This is a genomic window from Streptomyces sp. NPDC054863 (assembly GCF_053610825.1).
Window position 1 is genome coordinate 1 of sequence record NZ_JBSGZD010000176.1, and the last position, 16,771, is coordinate 16,771.

A 16,771-nucleotide genomic window follows, 5' to 3' on the forward strand; every position below is an offset into this window, starting at 1 on the left:
GTGTCTGCTCAGCAGACACGTTGTGCAAGATCGCAGGTCAACCCCTGTGGATGGCTTGCAACTTCAGGTATTTGTGTCGCGCACGTACCGTGCCGGACATGACGACGAGTGCAGATGAAGCGGCGCAGGTGCGGGCGTTCTGGGGGCGGCTCGGGGTTCCGGGGCTGGTGGATGTGCATACGCACTTCATGCCCGAGCGGGTGTTGGACAAGGTGTGGGCGTACTTCGATGCCGTCGGGCCGTTGACCGGGGTCGAGTGGCCGATCACGTACCGGTTCGAGGAGGAGGAACGGGTCGCGCTGCTGCGGGAGTTCGGAGTGGTGGGGTTCACCTCGATGATCTATCCGCACAAGCCCGGGATGGCGGAGTGGCTGAACGGGTGGGGGGAGGAGTTCGCGGCCCGTACGGACGGGTGCTTGCGGACGGCGACCCTCTTTCCGGAGGCCGGGGTCGAGGCGTACGTACGGCGGGCCGTGGAGGGTGGGGCGCGGGTATTCAAGGCGCACTTGCAGGTGGGGGCGTACGACCCCAACGACCCGCTGCTGGAGCCGGTGTGGGGGCTGCTTGCGGAGGCCGGGGTTCCGGTGGTGATGCACTGCGGGACCGGGCCGATGCCCGGGAAGTTCACCGGGCCGGGGCCGGTCGGGGAACTGCTGGCACGGCATCCTCGGCTGCGGCTGATCGTGGCCCACATGGGGATGCCCGAGTACGCCGAATTCCTGGACCTGGCCGAACGGTACGGCGAGGTGCGGCTCGACACCACGATGTCGTTCACGGACTTCAGCGAGCAGATGTCGCCCTTCCCCGAGGGGGAGTTGGGGCGGCTGAGGGACCTGGGGGACAAGGTGCTGCTGGGGAGCGACTTTCCCAATATCCCGTACGGGTACCTGCACCAGCTGGAGTCGCTGGAGCGGCTCCAGCTGGGCGAGGAATGGCTGCGGGCGGTCTGTTACGGGAACGGGGCCCGGCTGTTCGGGCTGAGCTGATTCCCGACGGTCCTCAAGGTCTCAGGGTCCTCGGGGTCCTCGGGGTCCTCGGGGTCCTCAGGGTCCTCAAGGTTTCAGGGTCCTCGGGGTCCTCAGAGGAGCGCCTTCGCCAGGGCTCGCCATTCTGCGCGCGGGAGGGCCGCGTGCCGGTCGTCCGTCGTCAGGGCCTGGAGCGCCAGGTGGTCGGCGCCCGCCGCGTAGAACTCCTCCGCCTTGGCGCGGATGCGGTCCGCGTCGCCCAGGGCGAAGAGGGTGTCGAGGAGGCGGTCGCTGCCGTTGTTCGCGAAGTCGGCTTCGGTGAAGCCGAGGCGGAGGAGGTTGTTGGTGTAATTGGGGAGGGGGAGGTAGAAGCCGAGCATCGTACGGGCGACCGTACGGGCCCGGTCCAGGTCCGGGTCGAGGACGACCGTGAGCTCCGGGGCGAGGAACGCGTCCGGGCCGAGCGCCTCGCGCGCCTGGGCCGTGTGCTCCGGCGTGACGAGGTACGGGTGGGCGCCCGCCGCGCGGCCGGAGGCCAGCTTCAGCATCTTCGGGCCGAGGGCGGCCAGGATCCGGCGCTCGACGGGGAGGGCGTGCGGAGCCGCGTCGAGCGCGTCGAGGTAGGCGACCATCGCCGAGTACGGGCGGGCGTACTGGGGGGCGAGGGCATCGTGGCTCACGCCCAGTCCGAGCAGGAAACGGCCGGGGTGCCGGGTCTCGAACTCGGCGATCTGCGCGGCGACCGCCTGCGCCGTGTGCTCCCAGATGCTGAGGATGCCCGTCGCGACCTTGATCCGGCTCGTCGCCTCCAGGAGCGGGGCGGCCTCGTCCAGGGACGGGCTGCCACCGGTCCACACCGTGCCGAAGCCGAGGTCCTCCAACTCCGTCACCGCATCGGTCAGTTCGAGCCGGTCCTCGGGAGTGGTGGGGCGGAGGGCGGCGCTCCAGATGCCGAGGCGGCCGTACGTACGGGTGTGGCGGGAGGCAGGCGAGTCGGAAGTCATGTGGGAGCAACGGGGAGGTCGGCGGGGGTATTCCGCGGATCCGGGATGCGCGGGATTCGGCTTCGGGCGGGTCGCCGTCCCCTCCCAGCAGGGCTCCGTCCCCTCCTGGCGGGGCCCCGTCCCCTCCCGGTGGGTCGGCTTCTCAGCAGATTCACAGGAACGGGCAAGGGCGCTCTCACCGGTCCCGGCCAGGGTGACCGTATGCGGACAGCGAATGCACCCCGGGCGGGCGAGACCCACAGCAGCACACGCGGCAGTACACACAGCAGTGCCGGCAGAAGTGCTCGCCACAGTGCCGGCAGGAGCGCTCGCAGCAGTACCCGCGGCGGGTCCGACAGCAGTGGCGAGGTGCGGGTGCTGGTGGTGGACGACGAGGAGTCGCTCGCCGAGCTGCTCTGCATGGCGCTGCGGTACGAGGGCTGGCAGACCCGCAGCGTCGGGGACGGGGCGAGCGCGGTGCGTGCCGCGCGCGACTTCCGGCCCGACGCCGTCGTCCTGGACGTGATGCTGCCGGACATGGACGGGCTGTCCGTGCTGCGGCGGGTACGGGAGGACCTGCCCGAGGTGCCGGTCCTGTTCCTGACGGCGCGGGACGCCGTGGAGGACCGGATCGCCGGGCTCACGGCCGGCGGCGACGACTACGTGACCAAGCCGTTCAGTCTGGAAGAGGTCGTGGCGCGGCTGCGCGGGCTGATCCGGCGGACCGGCGGCCGGGGGCTGGTGGCCCGGCCCGGTTCGGAGCTGATGGTGGGAGACCTGCGGCTCGACGAGGACAGCCACGAGGTGTGGCGGGGCGAGGACGAGGTGCGGCTCACCGCGACCGAGTTCGAGCTGCTGCGGTTCCTGATGCGCAACCCGAAGCGGGTGCTCAGCAAGGCACAGATCCTCGACCGGGTGTGGAACTACGACTTCGGGGGCCAGGCCAATGTGGTCGAGCTCTACATCTCGTACCTGCGCAAGAAGATCGACGCGGGGCGTACGCCGATGATCCACACGCGGCGCGGGGCCGGATATCTGATCAAGCCGGGCGGGTGAGGGGGGCTGCGGCTCCGACGAGTGTTGCCTCCGACGGTGCGTCCCGGTAACCCGCTTTACGACGTACAAGAAATTCCTCTACGGTGTACAGCGAGTACCTGTACGTCGTAGAGGAGCAAGCCCGTGGCCACGACGACCACCGAGAACAACACGCCGCCCGCACCCGGGACCCGGGGCCATCCGCAGCGCTGGCTGATCCTCGGCGTCATCTGTCTCGCCCAGCTCACCGTGCTGCTCGACAACACCGTCCTGAACGTCGCGATCCCCTCCCTCACCTCCGAGCTCCACGCGTCCAGCACCGACATCCAGTGGATGATCAACGCGTACGCCCTCGTCCAGTCGGGACTGCTGCTCACCGCGGGCAGCTCCGCCGACCGCTACGGGCGCAAGAAGCTCCTCGCCGTCGGTCTGGCACTGTTCGGCACCGGCTCGCTGGCGGCCGGACTCGCCCAGACCGCCGCCCAGTTGATCGCCGCGCGCGCCGGCATGGGCATCGGCGGCGCACTGCTGATGACGACCACCCTCGCCGTCGTCGTCCAGATCTTCGACGAGGCCGAGCGGGTCAGGGCGATCGGGATCTGGGCCACCGTCGCCATGCTGGGCTTCGCGGGCGGGCCGTTGCTCGGCGGGTTCATGCTCGACCACTTCTGGTGGGGCGCGATCTTCCTGATCAACATCCCGGTCGCACTGCTCGCGCTGGTCGCGGTCCTCGCGCTCGTACCGGAATCCAAGAATCCGGCCGGTGACCGGCCCGATCTGCTCGGTGCGCTGCTGTCCACCGTCGGCATGACCGCCGTGGTGTACGTGATCATCACCGGTCCCGAGCACGGCTGGTCGTCCGGTCAGGTGCTGGTCCCGGGGGCGGTCGGGGCCGTCGCGATGGCTGTGTTCGTGTGGTGGGAGCTGCGGATTGCGTATCCGATGCTCGACATGCACTTCTTCCGCGACCAGCGTTTCGTCGGGGCGGTCGCGGGCTCGATCCTGGTCGCGTTCGGCATGACGGGTTCGCTGTACCTGCTGACCCAGCACCTCCAATTCGTCCTGGGGTACGGGCCGTTGGAGGCGGGTCTGCGGACCGCGCCGCTGGCCGTCACGGTGGTCGTGCTGAATCTGGCGGGCGCGGGTGCGCGGCTGCTGGCCAAGTGGGGCACGCCGAAGACCATCGCGCTCGGCATGGCGTGCGTCGCGGCGGGGCTCGCGGCGATCGCGACCCTCGGCGGCGACGGCTACCGGGGGATGCTGGTGGGGCTCGTGCTGATCGGCGTGGGCGCCGCACTGTCCGGCCCCGCCATGGCCAACGCCCTGATGAGCGCGATCCCGCCGGAGAAGGCCGGGGTCGGGGCCGGGGTCAACGGCACGCTCGCCGAGTTCGGCAACGGGCTCGGCGTCGCGGTGCTCGGCGCGGTCCTCAACTCCCGCTTCGCCGCGCTCGTTCCGGCCGCGGCCGGAGCGGTGTCGCTGCCGGCGGCGCTGGCGGCGGCGGGCAGCGCGCAGGAGCGCGGGCGCGTCCGGGATGCGTTCGCCTCGGGGCTGGAGACCAGCCAGCTGGTGGGGGCGGCGGCGGTCCTCGCGGGCGGCCTGCTGGCGGCCCTGCTGCTGCGGCGCGCGGAAGTGCGCGCGGAGGCGAGCGCGGAGCTGCATGCGGACACGGGCGCGGAGGTGCGTGCGGAGTCGCGGGCGGAGGTGCGGGCGGAGGTGCGTGCGGACACGAGCGTGGGGGTGCGCGCGGACACGAGCGCGGAGGTGCATGCGCACGCGAGCCCCGGCGCGGGGCGGCCGTCCGACCAGCGGAGTGCCCCCTCCGCACCCGTACCGCCCGAGTAGTCCTCGGCATACCATCGGCGGGACGAACCGGAACAACACGGTCCGTCCCGCCCGACGGAGCAGAACCGAGGAGTGTGTCCCATGGTGCCCGCGGCCGACCGGGTCAAGAAGCCCGGACAGAGCAGTGTGTGGCTGGACGCGAAGACGCCGAGGAGCGGTGGCGGGAGCGGGGGCGGGAGCAGTGCGGGCCGTGCAGGCGGGGGCCGCAGGGCCGAGCCCGCCGCCCCCGGACTCGACCGGGAGAAGATCACCGCCGCGACCGTCGCCCTGCTCGACGCGGAGGGCCTCACCAAGTTCTCCATGCGCCGCCTGGCCGCCGAGCTGAACGTCACCGCGATGTCCGTCTACTGGTACGTCGCCACCAAGGACGACCTCATCGAACTCGCCCTGGACCGAGTGGTCGGCGAACTGGCGCTGCCCGACCCCGGCGACGACTCCGACTGGCGCCAGCAGTTGCGCCAACTCGCCAGGAGCTACCGGGAGATGCTGGTCGGCCACCCGTGGGTGGCCCCTCAGATGAGCCGCTTCCTCAACATCGGGCCGAACATGATGCGCTTCTCCACCGCCTCGCTCGGCCTGATGGCCAGGAGCGGGCTGCCGCTTGACCGGCAGGGCGGGTCGCTCGCCGCCGTCTTCCAGTTCGTGTACGGATACGCCAACAGCGAGGGGCAGTTCTACCAGCGGGCGGCGGACCTCGGGCTGTCCGTGGACGCGTTCTACCAGCAGGCGATGGGGATGATCGCCGGGGAGATCGAGTCGTCCGAACTGTTCCGCAGGTCCACCGAGGTGATGCGGGCACGCGGCGGGGACACGGTGGCGGAGATGTACGGGCGGGACTTCGAGGTGGCGTTGGACGTGCTGGTGTCGGGGATCGAGGCGACGAGCGCGGCGAGCGCGACGGGCGGGGCGGGCGCGGAGGGCGGGACGAGTGCGCCGGGCGCGACGGGCGGGGTCACAGAGCCCACCGGGCGTCCGTCCCCGTGATCGCTTCCGCCACCGTCGCGTAGACCGGGACGTCCCGCCGGGTGCCCATCAGGGTGGTCACCCGGCGGACCACCCCGGCCTCCGGCACCGCGATCCGCACCATGACGCCCGCCTTCTCCGCGTACTCCCGCGTGGCCGAGATCAGCCGGGCGCCGCAGCTGTCGGTGAAGGTCGTACCGGTGAGGTCCAGTACGAGGACGTCGAGGAGGCCGCGGCGCAGGTCCACTGCTTCGAGCACGGCTCCGTACAGCTCCTCGCTGTTGGCCAGGTCGATCTCGGCGGGCATCACGAGGAGCGTGCAGCGGGGCACGTCCGGGAACGCGGGGAGATCGCAGAGGGTCAAACGGAAGGGCATGGCTCTCACCTGTCCGATGCCGACGGCAGCCGGTGCGCGTCGTGGTCGGTGGGCCGCTTCCTGACCGGGGCTTTCATTGGACCACGAGGGCGGGCGGCCGGTCGAGGGGACGACCGGAAACAGACCCCGCCCGATTGCTTTTTCGCAGGACCGGAGCGGATAGAGTCTGTCCGTCCTTTGCTCGCAGTCGGGAATGTGCTGCGGAGCTCTCCCGGGCACGGTCGCACCCATGGCCGTGCACGCCGAAGAGGTTCGTGGTGACTGCGTCCGACATTCCCGAAATTCCGTATGCCCAGGTCGATTTCAGACTTGCGGAGGCGCTGGCCGTTGCCGCGCTGGAGCTGCACGAGACCGTGGGCCGCGAGGAGACCGCGTGGGCCTCGGTGCGGCTCGCGCAGAAAATGGTCCCCGGCACCGATCACGCGAGCGTTTCGATCGTCGAGCGTTCGGGCCGGATCCGTACCCTTGCCGCCACCCTGCCGCTGGACGGCGACGGCGACGGCGACGGCGACGGCGACGGCGACGGTGGCGGTGGCGGTGGCGGTGGTGGTGGTGGAGACGGGGACGGCTGCGGTGGCGGGCTGCTGCCCGTGCCCGGCGACGAGCTGTGGGATTCGCCGGTCTCCCGGGTCGGCGGCGGCACGGACGGCGGTGCGGGCGCCGACGGGGACGGATCGGCGCTCTTCCTGCGGCTGCGCGGCCACCGGAGCCGCTTCAGCGTGCTCGGCCTGTACGCGAAGGACGCGCGGGCCTTCGTGGACGACGAGTCGCTGCGGATCGGCAGGCTGTTCGCCGCGCACGTCGGGATCGCCCTCGAATCTGCCGACGTGCAGGAGCAGTTGACCGAGGCGATGCACACCCGGGACGTGATCGGACAGGCCACCGGGCTGCTGATGGGGCGGCTGAACATCGACGCGGTGCAGGCCTTCGACCGGCTGGTGCGCGCCTCGCAGAAGGGGAACGTCAAGCTCCGGGACATTGCGTCACGCATTGTGAATGCATCGGCCACGGAATGACGACCGTGTGTGACGACACGGCGTTTCCGGCGAAAACGGGGGCACGCGCGAAGGTATGACCGACACGACTGACGTAGGCGCCGCCCAGGGAAGCAGTGGTCGCGGCAGCGAGGGCCTCAACGGCTTCGACCTGGGGCCGGTGCACGACGCCCTCACCGACTGGAGGGGACTGGACTCCTTCCTCCAGGAGCTGACGGTGCAGGCCGTACGGGCCGTGGAGAGCGCCGATTCGTGCAGCGTCACGATGCGCAGGGGCGGGCGGCTGGTGACGACCGCGAGCAGCGACACCGAGGCGCTGGTGCTCGATGCGATGCAGTACGAGGTCGAGGCCGGGCCGTGCGTGTGCAGTCTGGAGAACGGCATCGAGGAGTACGTCGCCGACACGCTCGTCGAGCAGCGCTGGGCGCCCTACCCCGGGCTGGCCGCGGAGCACGGCATCCGGTCGGTGTTCGCCGCCCCGCTGTCGCTGCGGGCCCGGCCGGCGACGACGCTGCCGACGGAGGAGGTGCGGCGGCACACGGTGGGCGCCCTGAACCTCTACTCGCAGCGGCCGAAGGCGTTCTGCGAGGAACGGGAGATCGCCCGCCGCTTCTCCGAACAGGCGGCCGGAGCGGTCGCGGTCGCCGAACGGATCGAACGCGAGTCGGAGGCGGTACGGGACCTGCGGACGGCGATGCGGTCGAGGTTCGTGATCGACCAGGCGATCGGAATCGTGATGGCCCGCCAGAGGTGCCCGGCGGACGAAGCCCTGGCCATCCTCAGGCGCGCCTCCCAGGTCCGCAACGTCAAGCTCCGCGACCTGTGCGGGGAGCTGGTCCGCCAGACGGGCGGGAAACCACCGGAGCCGGGCGATTTCGTGCGCCGGGGGTAGCAACTTCAGCCAACCTCGGCCCATCCGGCGTTCGAGCACGCAACCTCGGCCCATCCGGCGTTCGAGCACGCAACCTCAGCCCGTCCGGCGTTTGAGGACGCGCGGCGGAGCCGGGCACGGGGCGCAGCCCCGAACCCCGGCCCCCACCGGCGCGAGCCGTGAACCCGCCCCGCCCCGCGCCCAAGCGGTCCGCGCCGAAGCGGTCCGCGGCAGGTCCCCGTAGGGGGCTACCCCTGCGGCAACGAATCCCCCTGCACCGCCTGCACATCCAGCTCCACCCTCAACGTCGCGCCGATCGCCGAGATCCCCGCCTGCACCACCTGGTTGTAGTTCATCGCGAAGTCGTCGCGCCGCAGGTCCGCCGTCGCGCGGAAGGCGGCCCGTACGCCGCCCCACGGGTCGGGACCCGTACCGAGGTAGCTCAGGTCGAGGTCGACCTCGCGCACCACCCCGTGCAGCGACAGCTCGCCCTTCACCGTCCACCGGTCGGGCCCGGCCGGGACGAGACCGGAGCTCCGGTACGTGATCTCCGGGTACGTCTCGACGTCCAGGAAGTCGGGCGACTTCAGGTGCCCGTCCCGCATCCCGTTCCCCGTGTCGACGGTGGCCGCCGAGATGACCGCTTCGACGCGCGACTTCTCCAGGTCATCCGCGATCTCGATCCGGCCGCCGAACTCCGTGAACCGGCCGCGCACGCTGGAGATCCCCAGGTGCTGGGCGACCGCGCCCACCGACGAGTGGACGGGGTCGATCGTCCACACCCCCGGCGGCGGCAGCTCCACCCCGCCCTGCCGCGTCAGCACCACGTTGCCCGCGTCGATCCGGCCGGCCGCCGTGACCAGCGCGGTCGAGGCGACGGGTGCGTACCCGACGGCGGTCACGATGACCGTGTACGGGCCGGGGGCCAGCGTCGCCGCGTCCACCACGGCACCGTCCCCGTCCGCCGCCGCCCGCAGCACCTGTGCGCCCGTCATGTCGGTGACGGTCACCACGGCGTGCTGCACGGCCCAGCCGTCCCGGGTCCGTACCTGTGCGCGAAGTCCCATGCCGATACCTGCCCGCTTCTTCCTCGTACGTACGAAACAAAAGCAGGGGGCGGCAGGCCGTCCCCTGCCTGCCGCCCCCTGTGTCCCCGGCCCGCCGGGGCGCTCCTCCGCTCGAAAGGCGCCCCGCGTGCCGGAGGTCTGGACTACTCGCCCGGGTGGGCGAGTTCGATGTCGTGCGCGTCCACGCCGCGCCCCGCCACCGTCAGGTTGCCCGCCACCGGCGGGTAGCCGGTCGCGATGACCGTGTACTCGCCCGCGTCCAGGTCGGTGAAGGCGTACGCGCCGTCGTCACCGGTGGTCGAGGTGGAGACCACGTTCCCGGCCGCGTCCATGATCGTGACGCGTGCGTCCGGCAGCGGCCGGCGTGCGGAGCCCGCACGGACCGTCCCCTGGACCAGGGCGCCCGCCTGGAGGACCGCCTCGACGCGGGTGATGCCCGTGCCACCGATCTCCACCGGAAGCGCCATCGGCCGGAATCCGGCCGCGTTGACCGCGATGGTCACCGGGCCCGGGACCAGCTCGACGAAGGTGAACCCGCCGCTGTCACCGGACTTGCCGGTGGCCAGGACGTCGCCGCGTACGTCGGTGACGATGACCATCGCGTCCGCGACACCCGTCCCGTCGGCCGCGCTGCGCACCGCGCCGCTGAGGCCGCTGGTGCCGGAGAGCAGGATGTCGTAGGCGAGGGGCTCGTCCCCGACGGTGACCGTCGACGCCTGCGGCTGGAAGCCGTCGGACGAGGCGATCAGGACGTACGAGCCCGCGGCCGGCGCGTCCAGGGCGTAGCGCCCGTCGCCCTGGGCCACCGCGCGGCCGAGCTGACGTCCCGCGAGGGAGATCAGCGTGACCGCCGCGCCGCGCACCGAAGTGCCTTCGGCGGTACGGACGGTGCCGTACAGGGTGCGTCCGGTGGGCGGACCGACCGGCAGCGGCTGGGTCACGGGTGCCTCCTCGGTGATGCCGACGGTGACTCCCGCGAGGCCCTCGGCCGCACTCTCCACGGGCGTCTGTGCCTGGGCCGGGGCCTGTGCAGAGGCAGGACCGGTGGGGATCTCACCGTCGTGCGAGGTCTTCAGGGCGACCTCCTTGACGAACAGCACCATGATCAGACCGAGCAGGGCGATCGGGGCGGCGTAGAGGAACAGGTCCGCGATGCCGTCGCCGTAGGCGCTCTCCATGATGGTCCGGATCGGAGCCGGGAGCTTGTCCATGTCCGGGATGCCGTCGCCGGAGCCGCCGCCGGGCGGGAGCTGGATGTGTGCCTTCTCCAGGCCCTCTTCGACGTAGTGCGTGATCCGGGTGGAGAGGACCGCGCCGAGTGCGGAGACGCCGAGCGTGCCGCCCAGGGTGCGGGTGAAGGTGATCAGCGAGCTGGCCGCGCCGAGGTCCTGCGGCTTGACCTGGTTCTGCGAGGCGAGCACCAGGTTCTGCATCATCATGCCGAGACCGAGGCCGAGGACCGCCATGTAGACGGCGACCTGCCAGTAGTCGGTGTCGTACGCCATGGTGGAGAGCAGACCGAGGCCCGCGACCAGACCGACGCCGCCGCCGACCAGGAAGCCCTTCCAGCGTCCGGTCTTGGTGATGACCGCGCCGGAGACCGTGGACGAGAGGAACAGGCCCGCGATCATCGGGATGGTCATGACGCCGGACATCGTCGGCGACTTGTCCCGGGCGAGCTGGAAGTACTGGCTCAGGAAGACCGTCGAGCCGAACATCGCGACACCGACGAACAGGCTCGCCGCGGCGGTGAGCGCGATGGTGCGGTTGCGGAAGAAGCGCAGCGGGATCAGCGGCTCGGCGACCTTGGACTCGACCAGGATGAAGATCGCGGCGAGCACGATCGACCCGCCGACCATCAGATAGGTCTGCCAGGAGATCCAGTCGTAGTTCTTGCCCGCGAGGGTCACCCAGATCATCAGCAGCGAGGCCGAGGCGGCCAGGAAGAACGCGCCGAACCAGTCGATCTTGACCTTGCGCTTGACGACCGGGAGGTGAAGGGTCTTCTGCAGGATGACCAGGGCGATGGCCGCGAACGGCACGCCCACGTAGAAGCACCAGCGCCAGCCGAGCCACGAGGTGTCGGTGATGACGCCGCCGAGCAGCGGGCCGCCGACGGTGGCCACCGCGAAGGTGGCGCCGATGTAGCCGGAGTAACGGCCGCGCTCGCGCGGCGGGATCATCGCGGCGATCACGATCTGGGAGAGCGCCACCAGACCGCCGGTGCCGATGCCCTGGATCACGCGGAAGGCGATCAGGGTCCCGGTGTCCTGCGAGAGGCCGGCCAGCGCCGAGCCGATCACGAAGATGATCAGGGATATCTGGACCAGCAGCTTCTTGCTGAACAGGTCGGCCAGCTTGCCCCAGATGGGGGTGGTGACCGCCATCGACAGCATGGCGGCGGTGACGACCCAGGTGTAGGCGCTCTGGGTGCCGTCGAGGTCGCGGATGATCTCGGGAAGGGCGTTCGACACGATGGTCGACGACAGCATCGCGACGAACATGCCGAGCAGGAGGCCCGCGAGGGCTTCCATGATCTGGCGGTGTGTCATCGGTGCGGCACTGTCGGAGGCAGGGGCGGGCGCCCCGTGCTTGGCGTGGCCGCCCCGCACACCGGTCGGTGTGGTCGTAGCCAATGGAATCCTTGTCCTTTACGCAGGTGTTGCGGGTATCGCGGAAGTCGTGGGTGCTGCGGCGGTGGGCGACGCAGCGGGGAGTGCGGTGCAGTCGAGCGGCGCGGACGTCCAGGAACGGCAGTCGCCGAAGCTGCTCCGCAGGCGGGCGAGCATCGCGTTGAGCTGTCCGACCTCGTCGTCGGACCAGTCGCCGAGGGTGTCGGCGAGGAACTCGGTGGTGTGCCGGGAGAGCTCGTCCAGGACGGACCTGCCGGCCGGAGTGAGGCGGAGGATGCGGGACCGCTTGTCGCCCGGGTCGGGCGAGCGGTCGATCCAGCCGCGTTCGGCGACATGGGCGACATGTCGACTGGTCACCGACATGTCGATGGCCATCAGCTCGGCGAGCCGGCTGAGCCGCATCTCGCCGTTCCGGTCGAGCAGGGTGAGGACGGCGGCGGAAGCGGGCGGGCACTCCAGGGGCAGGATGCGGGCCAGCCCCCGTTTCACCGCTCCGAAGGCGCTGAGCTGGCGGGCCAGTTCCTCGTACTGACTCTGTGCGGCCACGGCACCTCCTTGAACCTTCATCCACATCTTGTTGCTTAGGGCAACCATATGAGTAGATGGTTGCTTCAGACAAATTAATTTCGGGCCTCTGGGGCAAAGGAATCCAAAAGGCTCTCCGATCGGCCGGTCAAGCGCTCCGCGGGGGCGCGTAAAGCCGCAGCTCAGTACATATGGGCGCTTGGGCTGTCGCCGAGGGGCCCACCTTCGCTAGGGTCTCGCGCATGGCACACAACCCCCACGCCCCCCAGGGCCAAGGTCCCGAGGGCAGCTACGACCCGGCGGGCAGCACGCAGATGTTCCGCGCGTTCGTGGACGAGGAGCCCGCCCAGCAGGGCCGCTCGCAGCCGGCCGCGCAGGCCTCGGGCCCGAAGACCGGACTGATCGTCGCGATCGTCGCCGTCGTGGTCGTCCTGGCCGCGGTGGCCTGGCTCGCGCTCGGCTAGTCCCCTTCTTTACGTCCGCTACTTCCAGGTGGCGGAGACCCGCCGGGTCTCCACGTGCATCCCCAGCGGCACCCGCCAGGCATCCACACAGACGGTGTACGTCACGCTCCTGGCCGCTCCCGGCCCGATGGGTCCGGGCAGCGGCTGGGACGACGTGCGCGTCCCCCAGTCGATCCCGAGCGCACCGATGATGTGCGTCGCGAACGTGACGGTGCCCGAACGCACCGCGGTTCCCCCGGAGTTGCGCAGCGAGACGCTCACCTTCTCGCACCACCGCCGGTCCGCATCGCCGCGCACCGGCGAGCTCACGGTGAGGGCGGCGGGGGAGGGTGGCTCGGGCTGCGAAGGCTTGGACGGAGGGGGTTGCGGGGGCTGTGATCCCGGCGGCCGGGTACGGCCGGGGCCGGGCGCACCGCTGCCGCTGCCGTCACCTCCTGCGGGAGGGTCCCCTGCCGGAGTGCTCCCCGCGGGATGACGGCCGGAGTCCTGACCGCCGGCACCGGAGCCGGTCCCCGGGGTCGTACCACCGGCGAAGCCGCCCGCGGCGGAACCCGCAGCGCCGGAGCCGGGAGCTCCGGAGTCCGGACCGGCAGAGCCCGAAGTGCCGGATCCCGGCGCCGTCGGGGCCGAACCGCCGGGCGCCGAAGATGAGTCGGGCACCGCGGGGTCGAGCGGCACCAGCTCGACCCTGCCCTCGGGCGGCACGGCCTTCGTCGGAGCCCCTTCGGACCCCGCTCCGACCGCACCCACCGCGACGAATCCCTTGTCGGCCCCGCCGTCGCCGCCGACGGCCAACCAGCCGCCGAGGCACAGCGCGACCGCACAGGACCCTACCGCCACACTCCTGCGTCGCATCGCGCCAGTCTGGCTGACGCTCCGTCAAATAACCAGACCGGTCGGCGACTTGGAGCCGTCAGTCGGCGATCAGCCCTTCCCTGAGCTGCGAGAGGGTGCGGGTGAGCAGACGGGAGACGTGCATCTGGGAGATGCCGACCTCCTCGCCGATCTGGGACTGCGTCATGTTCGCGAAGAACCGCAGCATGATGATCTGGCGCTCGCGCGGCGGGAGTTTGGCCAGCAGCGGCTTCAGCGACTCGCGGTACTCGACGCCCTCCAGGGCGGTGTCCTCGTATCCGAGGCGGTCCGCGAGGGAGCCCTCGCCGCCGTCGTCCTCGGCGGAGGGTGAGTCCAGTGAGGAGGCCGTGTACGCGTTGCCGACCGCGAGGCCGTCGACCACGTCGTCCTCGGACACGCCCAGTACGGCGGCGAGTTCGGGAACGGTGGGCGAACGGTCCAGCTTCTGGGCGAGCTCGTCACTGGCCTTGGTGAGGGCGAGGCGCAGCTCCTGGAGGCGGCGCGGCACCCGGACCGACCAGGACGTGTCGCGGAAGAAGCGTTTGATCTCGCCGACGACCGTCGGCATCGCGAACGTCGGGAATTCCACGCCACGTCCGCAGTCGAAGCGGTCGATCGCCTTGATCAGGCCGATGGTGCCGACCTGGACGATGTCCTCCATCGGCTCGTTGCGCGACCGGAAGCGCGCCGCGGCGTACCGCACGAGCGGCAGGTTGAGCTCGATGAGGGTGTCGCGTACGTACGTGCGTTCCGGGCTGTCCTTGTCGAGGACGGCGAGCCGCAGGAACAGGGAGCGGGACAGCGTGCGGGTGTCGAGTGCTTCCGGCTGGGTGACGATCGGCGGAGCCTGTGCGGGCACGGGCTGGACCGGAATCACAGGGATCGCCGGAGCACGGTCGAGCATGTCGGGCGCATCCTTGATGAGCACCTTCGAACTGCCCTGTTCTACGGACATGCCACCCCCTCTTAGGGTCGCGGACGGTAGCGGCAGACGCTTCCCGTCGGAGGAAGCAGCCTCCACCTGAATACCGGAGGCGGAGCTGCGGCAAACGCGGTTCCAGCAGAATGTCACATGTCGGCAACACGCTGTAGCGCCAAGTCGACAAATACATGCAGGAAAGAGGGGGTCTGCGGCATTTCTGCCCCCAGCAGGTTCCAGCTGGTTCTACCCGCGAGGGTTACGCCTCGATCCGATTTGCGGACCTCAGGCGTGCGAAGCTGCGGGCGAGCAGCCGGGACACGTGCATCTGGGAAACGCCCAGCTCCGCGCTGATCTGGGACTGCGTCAGGTTGCTGTAGTAGCGCAGCATCAGGATCCGCTGCTCACGCTCCGGGAGCTGTACGAGGAGGTGCCTGACGAGGTCCCGGTGCTCGACCCCGGCGAGCGCCGGGTCCTCGTACCCGAGGCGGTCGAGCAGGCCGGGCAGGCCGTCGCCCTCCTGGGCGGCTTCGAGGGAGGTCGCGTGGTAGCTGCGCCCCGCCTCGATGCAGGCGAGCACCTCCTCCTCGGTGATCTTGAGGCGCTCGGCGATCTCGGCGGTCGTGGGGGACCGGCCGTGCGCCGTGGTGAGGTCCTCGGTGGCGCCGTTGACCTGCACCCACAGCTCGTGGAGGCGGCGGGGCACGTGCACGGTGCGGACGTTGTCGCGGAAGTACCGCTTGATCTCGCCGACGACGGTCGGCATCGCGAAGGTGGGGAACTGGACGCCGCGGTCCGGGTCGAAGCGGTCGATCGCGTTGATCAGCCCGATGGTGCCGACCTGGACGACGTCCTCCATCGGCTCGTTGCGGGACCTGAAGCGGGCGGCGGCGTACCGCACGAGGGGGAGGTTGGCCTCGATGAGCGCGGCCCGCACCCGGGAGTGCTCCCCGCAGCCGGGGGTCAGGCTCTTGAGCTGGCCGAACAGCACCTGGGTGAGGGCCCGGGTGTCGGCGCCGCGGGTGCGGGCGGCGGGGGTGCCGGGGATCCGCTCGGGGGTCTCGACGAGCGGGGGTTCCTGGAGCGGCGTCCCGGAGGCGGCTGCCCCTTCGGGTGAGGTCCCCTGGTGGGGCGGCGCTTGCGGAGCAGTACTGGCCGGCACAGTCACGCCACCCCTTTTTCGGTCGCTACCTGGACACTTCACTCAACTCATCCGTCAAAAGCGGTCATAGCATCACAAGACATGTGCACTGTGTGCAAGCACCGTATAACGCCGTGTTGAGGGCAAGTTGGGGCATATGCATGCAAAAACCCCGCATCGATGGGATGCGGGGCCGGGCGTTTCTCCGTCGCTCTCGGGGGCGCCGGGACGCGGTGGACGGGCTAGAAGGGGTAGTCCGCGATGACCCAGGTGGCGAACTCGCGCCACTGTCCCGCGGCGGCCTGGTGGGCCGGGTGCTCGATGTAGCGCTTCAGCGCATCGACGTCCGCGACGGCCGAGTTGATGGCGAAGTCGTACGCGATGGGGCGGTCCGTGATGTTCCAGGCGCACTCCCAGAACTCCAGCTCCGGAACGACGCCTTCGAGTGCGGCGAACGCCTCGGCGCCGGCCTGCACGCGCTCTTCGTCGCGGGAGACGCCTTCATTGAGCTTGAAGAGGACCAGATGGCGGATCACGGGGGCACTCCTTGGGGGAGAGGAGCGGCCTTGGTCGGGCGTACGGGACTACTCGTCGGGCGTACGGGCTACTTCACGAGGTTGGTCATGAACGAGCCGATCCCCTTGGCCGCGTCGGACAGGCCCTGGAAGCCTAGCCCGACCATGTTCGCCGCCTTTTCGGGGGAGGTGATGATCGTGTACAGCACGAAAACGACCACGATGTAGAGAATGGCCTTCTTGATGTCCACGCCCAGACCCTCCCCTGTGGTCCCCGCCGAGCAGTCGCGAGAGTCTAACCGTACGACCTGGCAACTCCAGTGGCGGAACGCGGGCACTCACCCACACCTTTGAGAGAACTCCGCAGTTCTTCACCCGTGCTTTAAGGACCAACGGCCCGCCCTTGCGGGCCTTTCGGCGGGGATGTCCAGGTTGTACGGGGCGCAGGATTGTCTCTGAGCCCGGAGGGATCTGGCAGGAATCCACCGGGTGAGGAACGGGACCTCGATGCGGGGTCCGCGCCGCGCACTCCCCCGATTGCGGCCGGACTTCGAGGACCGTTCTCGTCGGGGGAAGCGGCTTGTCCCCCCGATGCCGCTTCCCCCGTCCTCCTCGTAAG

At 70.4% G+C, this 16,771-nt stretch carries 17 protein-coding genes; 7 read left to right on the plus strand and 10 right to left on the minus strand.

Annotated features, from left to right (window positions below; genetic code table 11):
- The first annotated feature begins 98 nt into the window (after nt 1–98).
- Nucleotides 99–986, plus strand: a complete 888-nt coding sequence (locus tag ACWGIG_RS25940; RefSeq protein ID WP_453324076.1) for an amidohydrolase family protein — start codon at nt 99–101, stop codon at nt 984–986.
- 92 nt (nt 987–1,078) lie between these two features.
- On the opposite strand, the gene ACWGIG_RS25945 is transcribed toward ACWGIG_RS25940, so the two are convergent.
- Complete coding sequence (locus tag ACWGIG_RS25945) at nt 1,079–1,969, minus strand: LLM class F420-dependent oxidoreductase (protein WP_453324077.1); 891 nt, start codon at nt 1,967–1,969, stop codon at nt 1,079–1,081.
- 348 nt (nt 1,970–2,317) lie between these two features.
- On the opposite strand from ACWGIG_RS25945, the gene ACWGIG_RS25950 reads away from it, so the two are divergent.
- From ACWGIG_RS25950 to ACWGIG_RS25960, 3 genes are all read left to right on the plus strand, one after another.
- Nucleotides 2,318–3,004, plus strand: a complete 687-nt coding sequence (locus ACWGIG_RS25950; RefSeq protein ID WP_453324078.1) for a response regulator transcription factor — start codon at nt 2,318–2,320, stop codon at nt 3,002–3,004.
- A gap of 123 nt (nt 3,005–3,127) precedes the next feature.
- Nucleotides 3,128–4,828 carry an MFS transporter gene (locus ACWGIG_RS25955; protein WP_453324079.1) on the plus strand — a complete coding sequence of 567 codons (1,701 nt, stop codon included), beginning with the start codon at nt 3,128–3,130 and terminating at the stop codon, nt 4,826–4,828.
- 81 nt (nt 4,829–4,909) lie between these two features.
- Complete coding sequence (locus ACWGIG_RS25960) at nt 4,910–5,812, plus strand: TetR/AcrR family transcriptional regulator (RefSeq protein ID WP_453324080.1); 903 nt, start codon at nt 4,910–4,912, stop codon at nt 5,810–5,812.
- Here ACWGIG_RS25960 and ACWGIG_RS25965 read toward each other — a convergent pair.
- Nucleotides 5,781–6,167, minus strand: a complete 387-nt coding sequence (locus ACWGIG_RS25965; RefSeq protein WP_453324081.1) for an STAS domain-containing protein — start codon at nt 6,165–6,167, stop codon at nt 5,781–5,783. The genes ACWGIG_RS25960 and ACWGIG_RS25965 overlap by 32 nt on opposite strands.
- Nucleotides 6,168–6,424: 257 nt before the next feature.
- Between ACWGIG_RS25965 and ACWGIG_RS25970 the strand changes: the two genes are divergently transcribed.
- Nucleotides 6,425–7,183, plus strand: a complete 759-nt coding sequence (locus tag ACWGIG_RS25970; RefSeq protein WP_453324082.1) for an ANTAR domain-containing protein — start codon at nt 6,425–6,427, stop codon at nt 7,181–7,183.
- A gap of 55 nt (nt 7,184–7,238) precedes the next feature.
- Nucleotides 7,239–8,054: a GAF and ANTAR domain-containing protein gene (locus ACWGIG_RS25975; protein ID WP_453324083.1), complete on the plus strand. Its 816-nt coding sequence runs from the start codon at nt 7,239–7,241 to the stop codon at nt 8,052–8,054.
- A 227-nt stretch (nt 8,055–8,281) separates the two neighbouring features.
- Here ACWGIG_RS25975 and ACWGIG_RS25980 read toward each other — a convergent pair whose 3' ends face one another.
- From ACWGIG_RS25980 to ACWGIG_RS25990, 3 genes are all read right to left on the minus strand, one after another.
- A complete protein-coding gene (locus ACWGIG_RS25980) occupies nt 8,282–9,100 on the minus strand; it encodes a YceI family protein (RefSeq protein WP_453324084.1) in 819 nt (272 codons plus the stop codon).
- 143 nt (nt 9,101–9,243) lie between these two features.
- Complete coding sequence (locus ACWGIG_RS25985; protein ID WP_453324085.1) at nt 9,244–11,736, minus strand: MFS transporter; 2,493 nt, start codon at nt 11,734–11,736, stop codon at nt 9,244–9,246.
- Nucleotides 11,737–11,751: 15 nt separating this feature from the next.
- Nucleotides 11,752–12,279, minus strand: coding sequence for a MarR family winged helix-turn-helix transcriptional regulator (locus ACWGIG_RS25990; protein ID WP_453324086.1), 528 nt, complete (start codon nt 12,277–12,279; stop codon nt 11,752–11,754).
- A gap of 221 nt (nt 12,280–12,500) precedes the next feature.
- On the opposite strand from ACWGIG_RS25990, the gene ACWGIG_RS25995 reads away from it, so the two are divergent.
- The gene (locus ACWGIG_RS25995; protein WP_453324087.1) at nt 12,501–12,722 is read left to right on the plus strand and encodes a hypothetical protein; all 222 of its coding nucleotides are present in this window, start codon (nt 12,501–12,503) and stop codon (nt 12,720–12,722) included.
- 18 nt (nt 12,723–12,740) lie between these two features.
- Here the strand turns inward: ACWGIG_RS25995 and ACWGIG_RS26000 are convergent, their stop codons facing one another.
- The 5 genes from ACWGIG_RS26000 to ACWGIG_RS26020 form a co-directional block, all read right to left on the minus strand.
- A complete protein-coding gene (locus ACWGIG_RS26000; protein ID WP_453324088.1) occupies nt 12,741–13,577 on the minus strand; it encodes a hypothetical protein in 837 nt (278 codons plus the stop codon).
- A 58-nt stretch (nt 13,578–13,635) separates the two neighbouring features.
- Nucleotides 13,636–14,532, minus strand: coding sequence for an RNA polymerase sigma factor SigF (locus tag ACWGIG_RS26005; RefSeq protein ID WP_453324089.1), 897 nt, complete (start codon nt 14,530–14,532; stop codon nt 13,636–13,638).
- Nucleotides 14,533–14,755: 223 nt separating this feature from the next.
- Nucleotides 14,756–15,658, minus strand: a complete 903-nt coding sequence (locus tag ACWGIG_RS26010; RefSeq protein WP_453324091.1) for an RNA polymerase sigma factor SigF — start codon at nt 15,656–15,658, stop codon at nt 14,756–14,758.
- A 221-nt stretch (nt 15,659–15,879) separates the two neighbouring features.
- Entirely contained in the window at nt 15,880–16,173 is a 294-nt protein-coding gene (locus ACWGIG_RS26015) for a Dabb family protein (RefSeq protein ID WP_453324090.1), read from the minus strand.
- 68 nt (nt 16,174–16,241) lie between these two features.
- Nucleotides 16,242–16,403, minus strand: coding sequence for a hypothetical protein (locus tag ACWGIG_RS26020; RefSeq protein ID WP_266651712.1), 162 nt, complete (start codon nt 16,401–16,403; stop codon nt 16,242–16,244).
- Nucleotides 16,404–16,771: the final 368 nt, after the last annotated feature.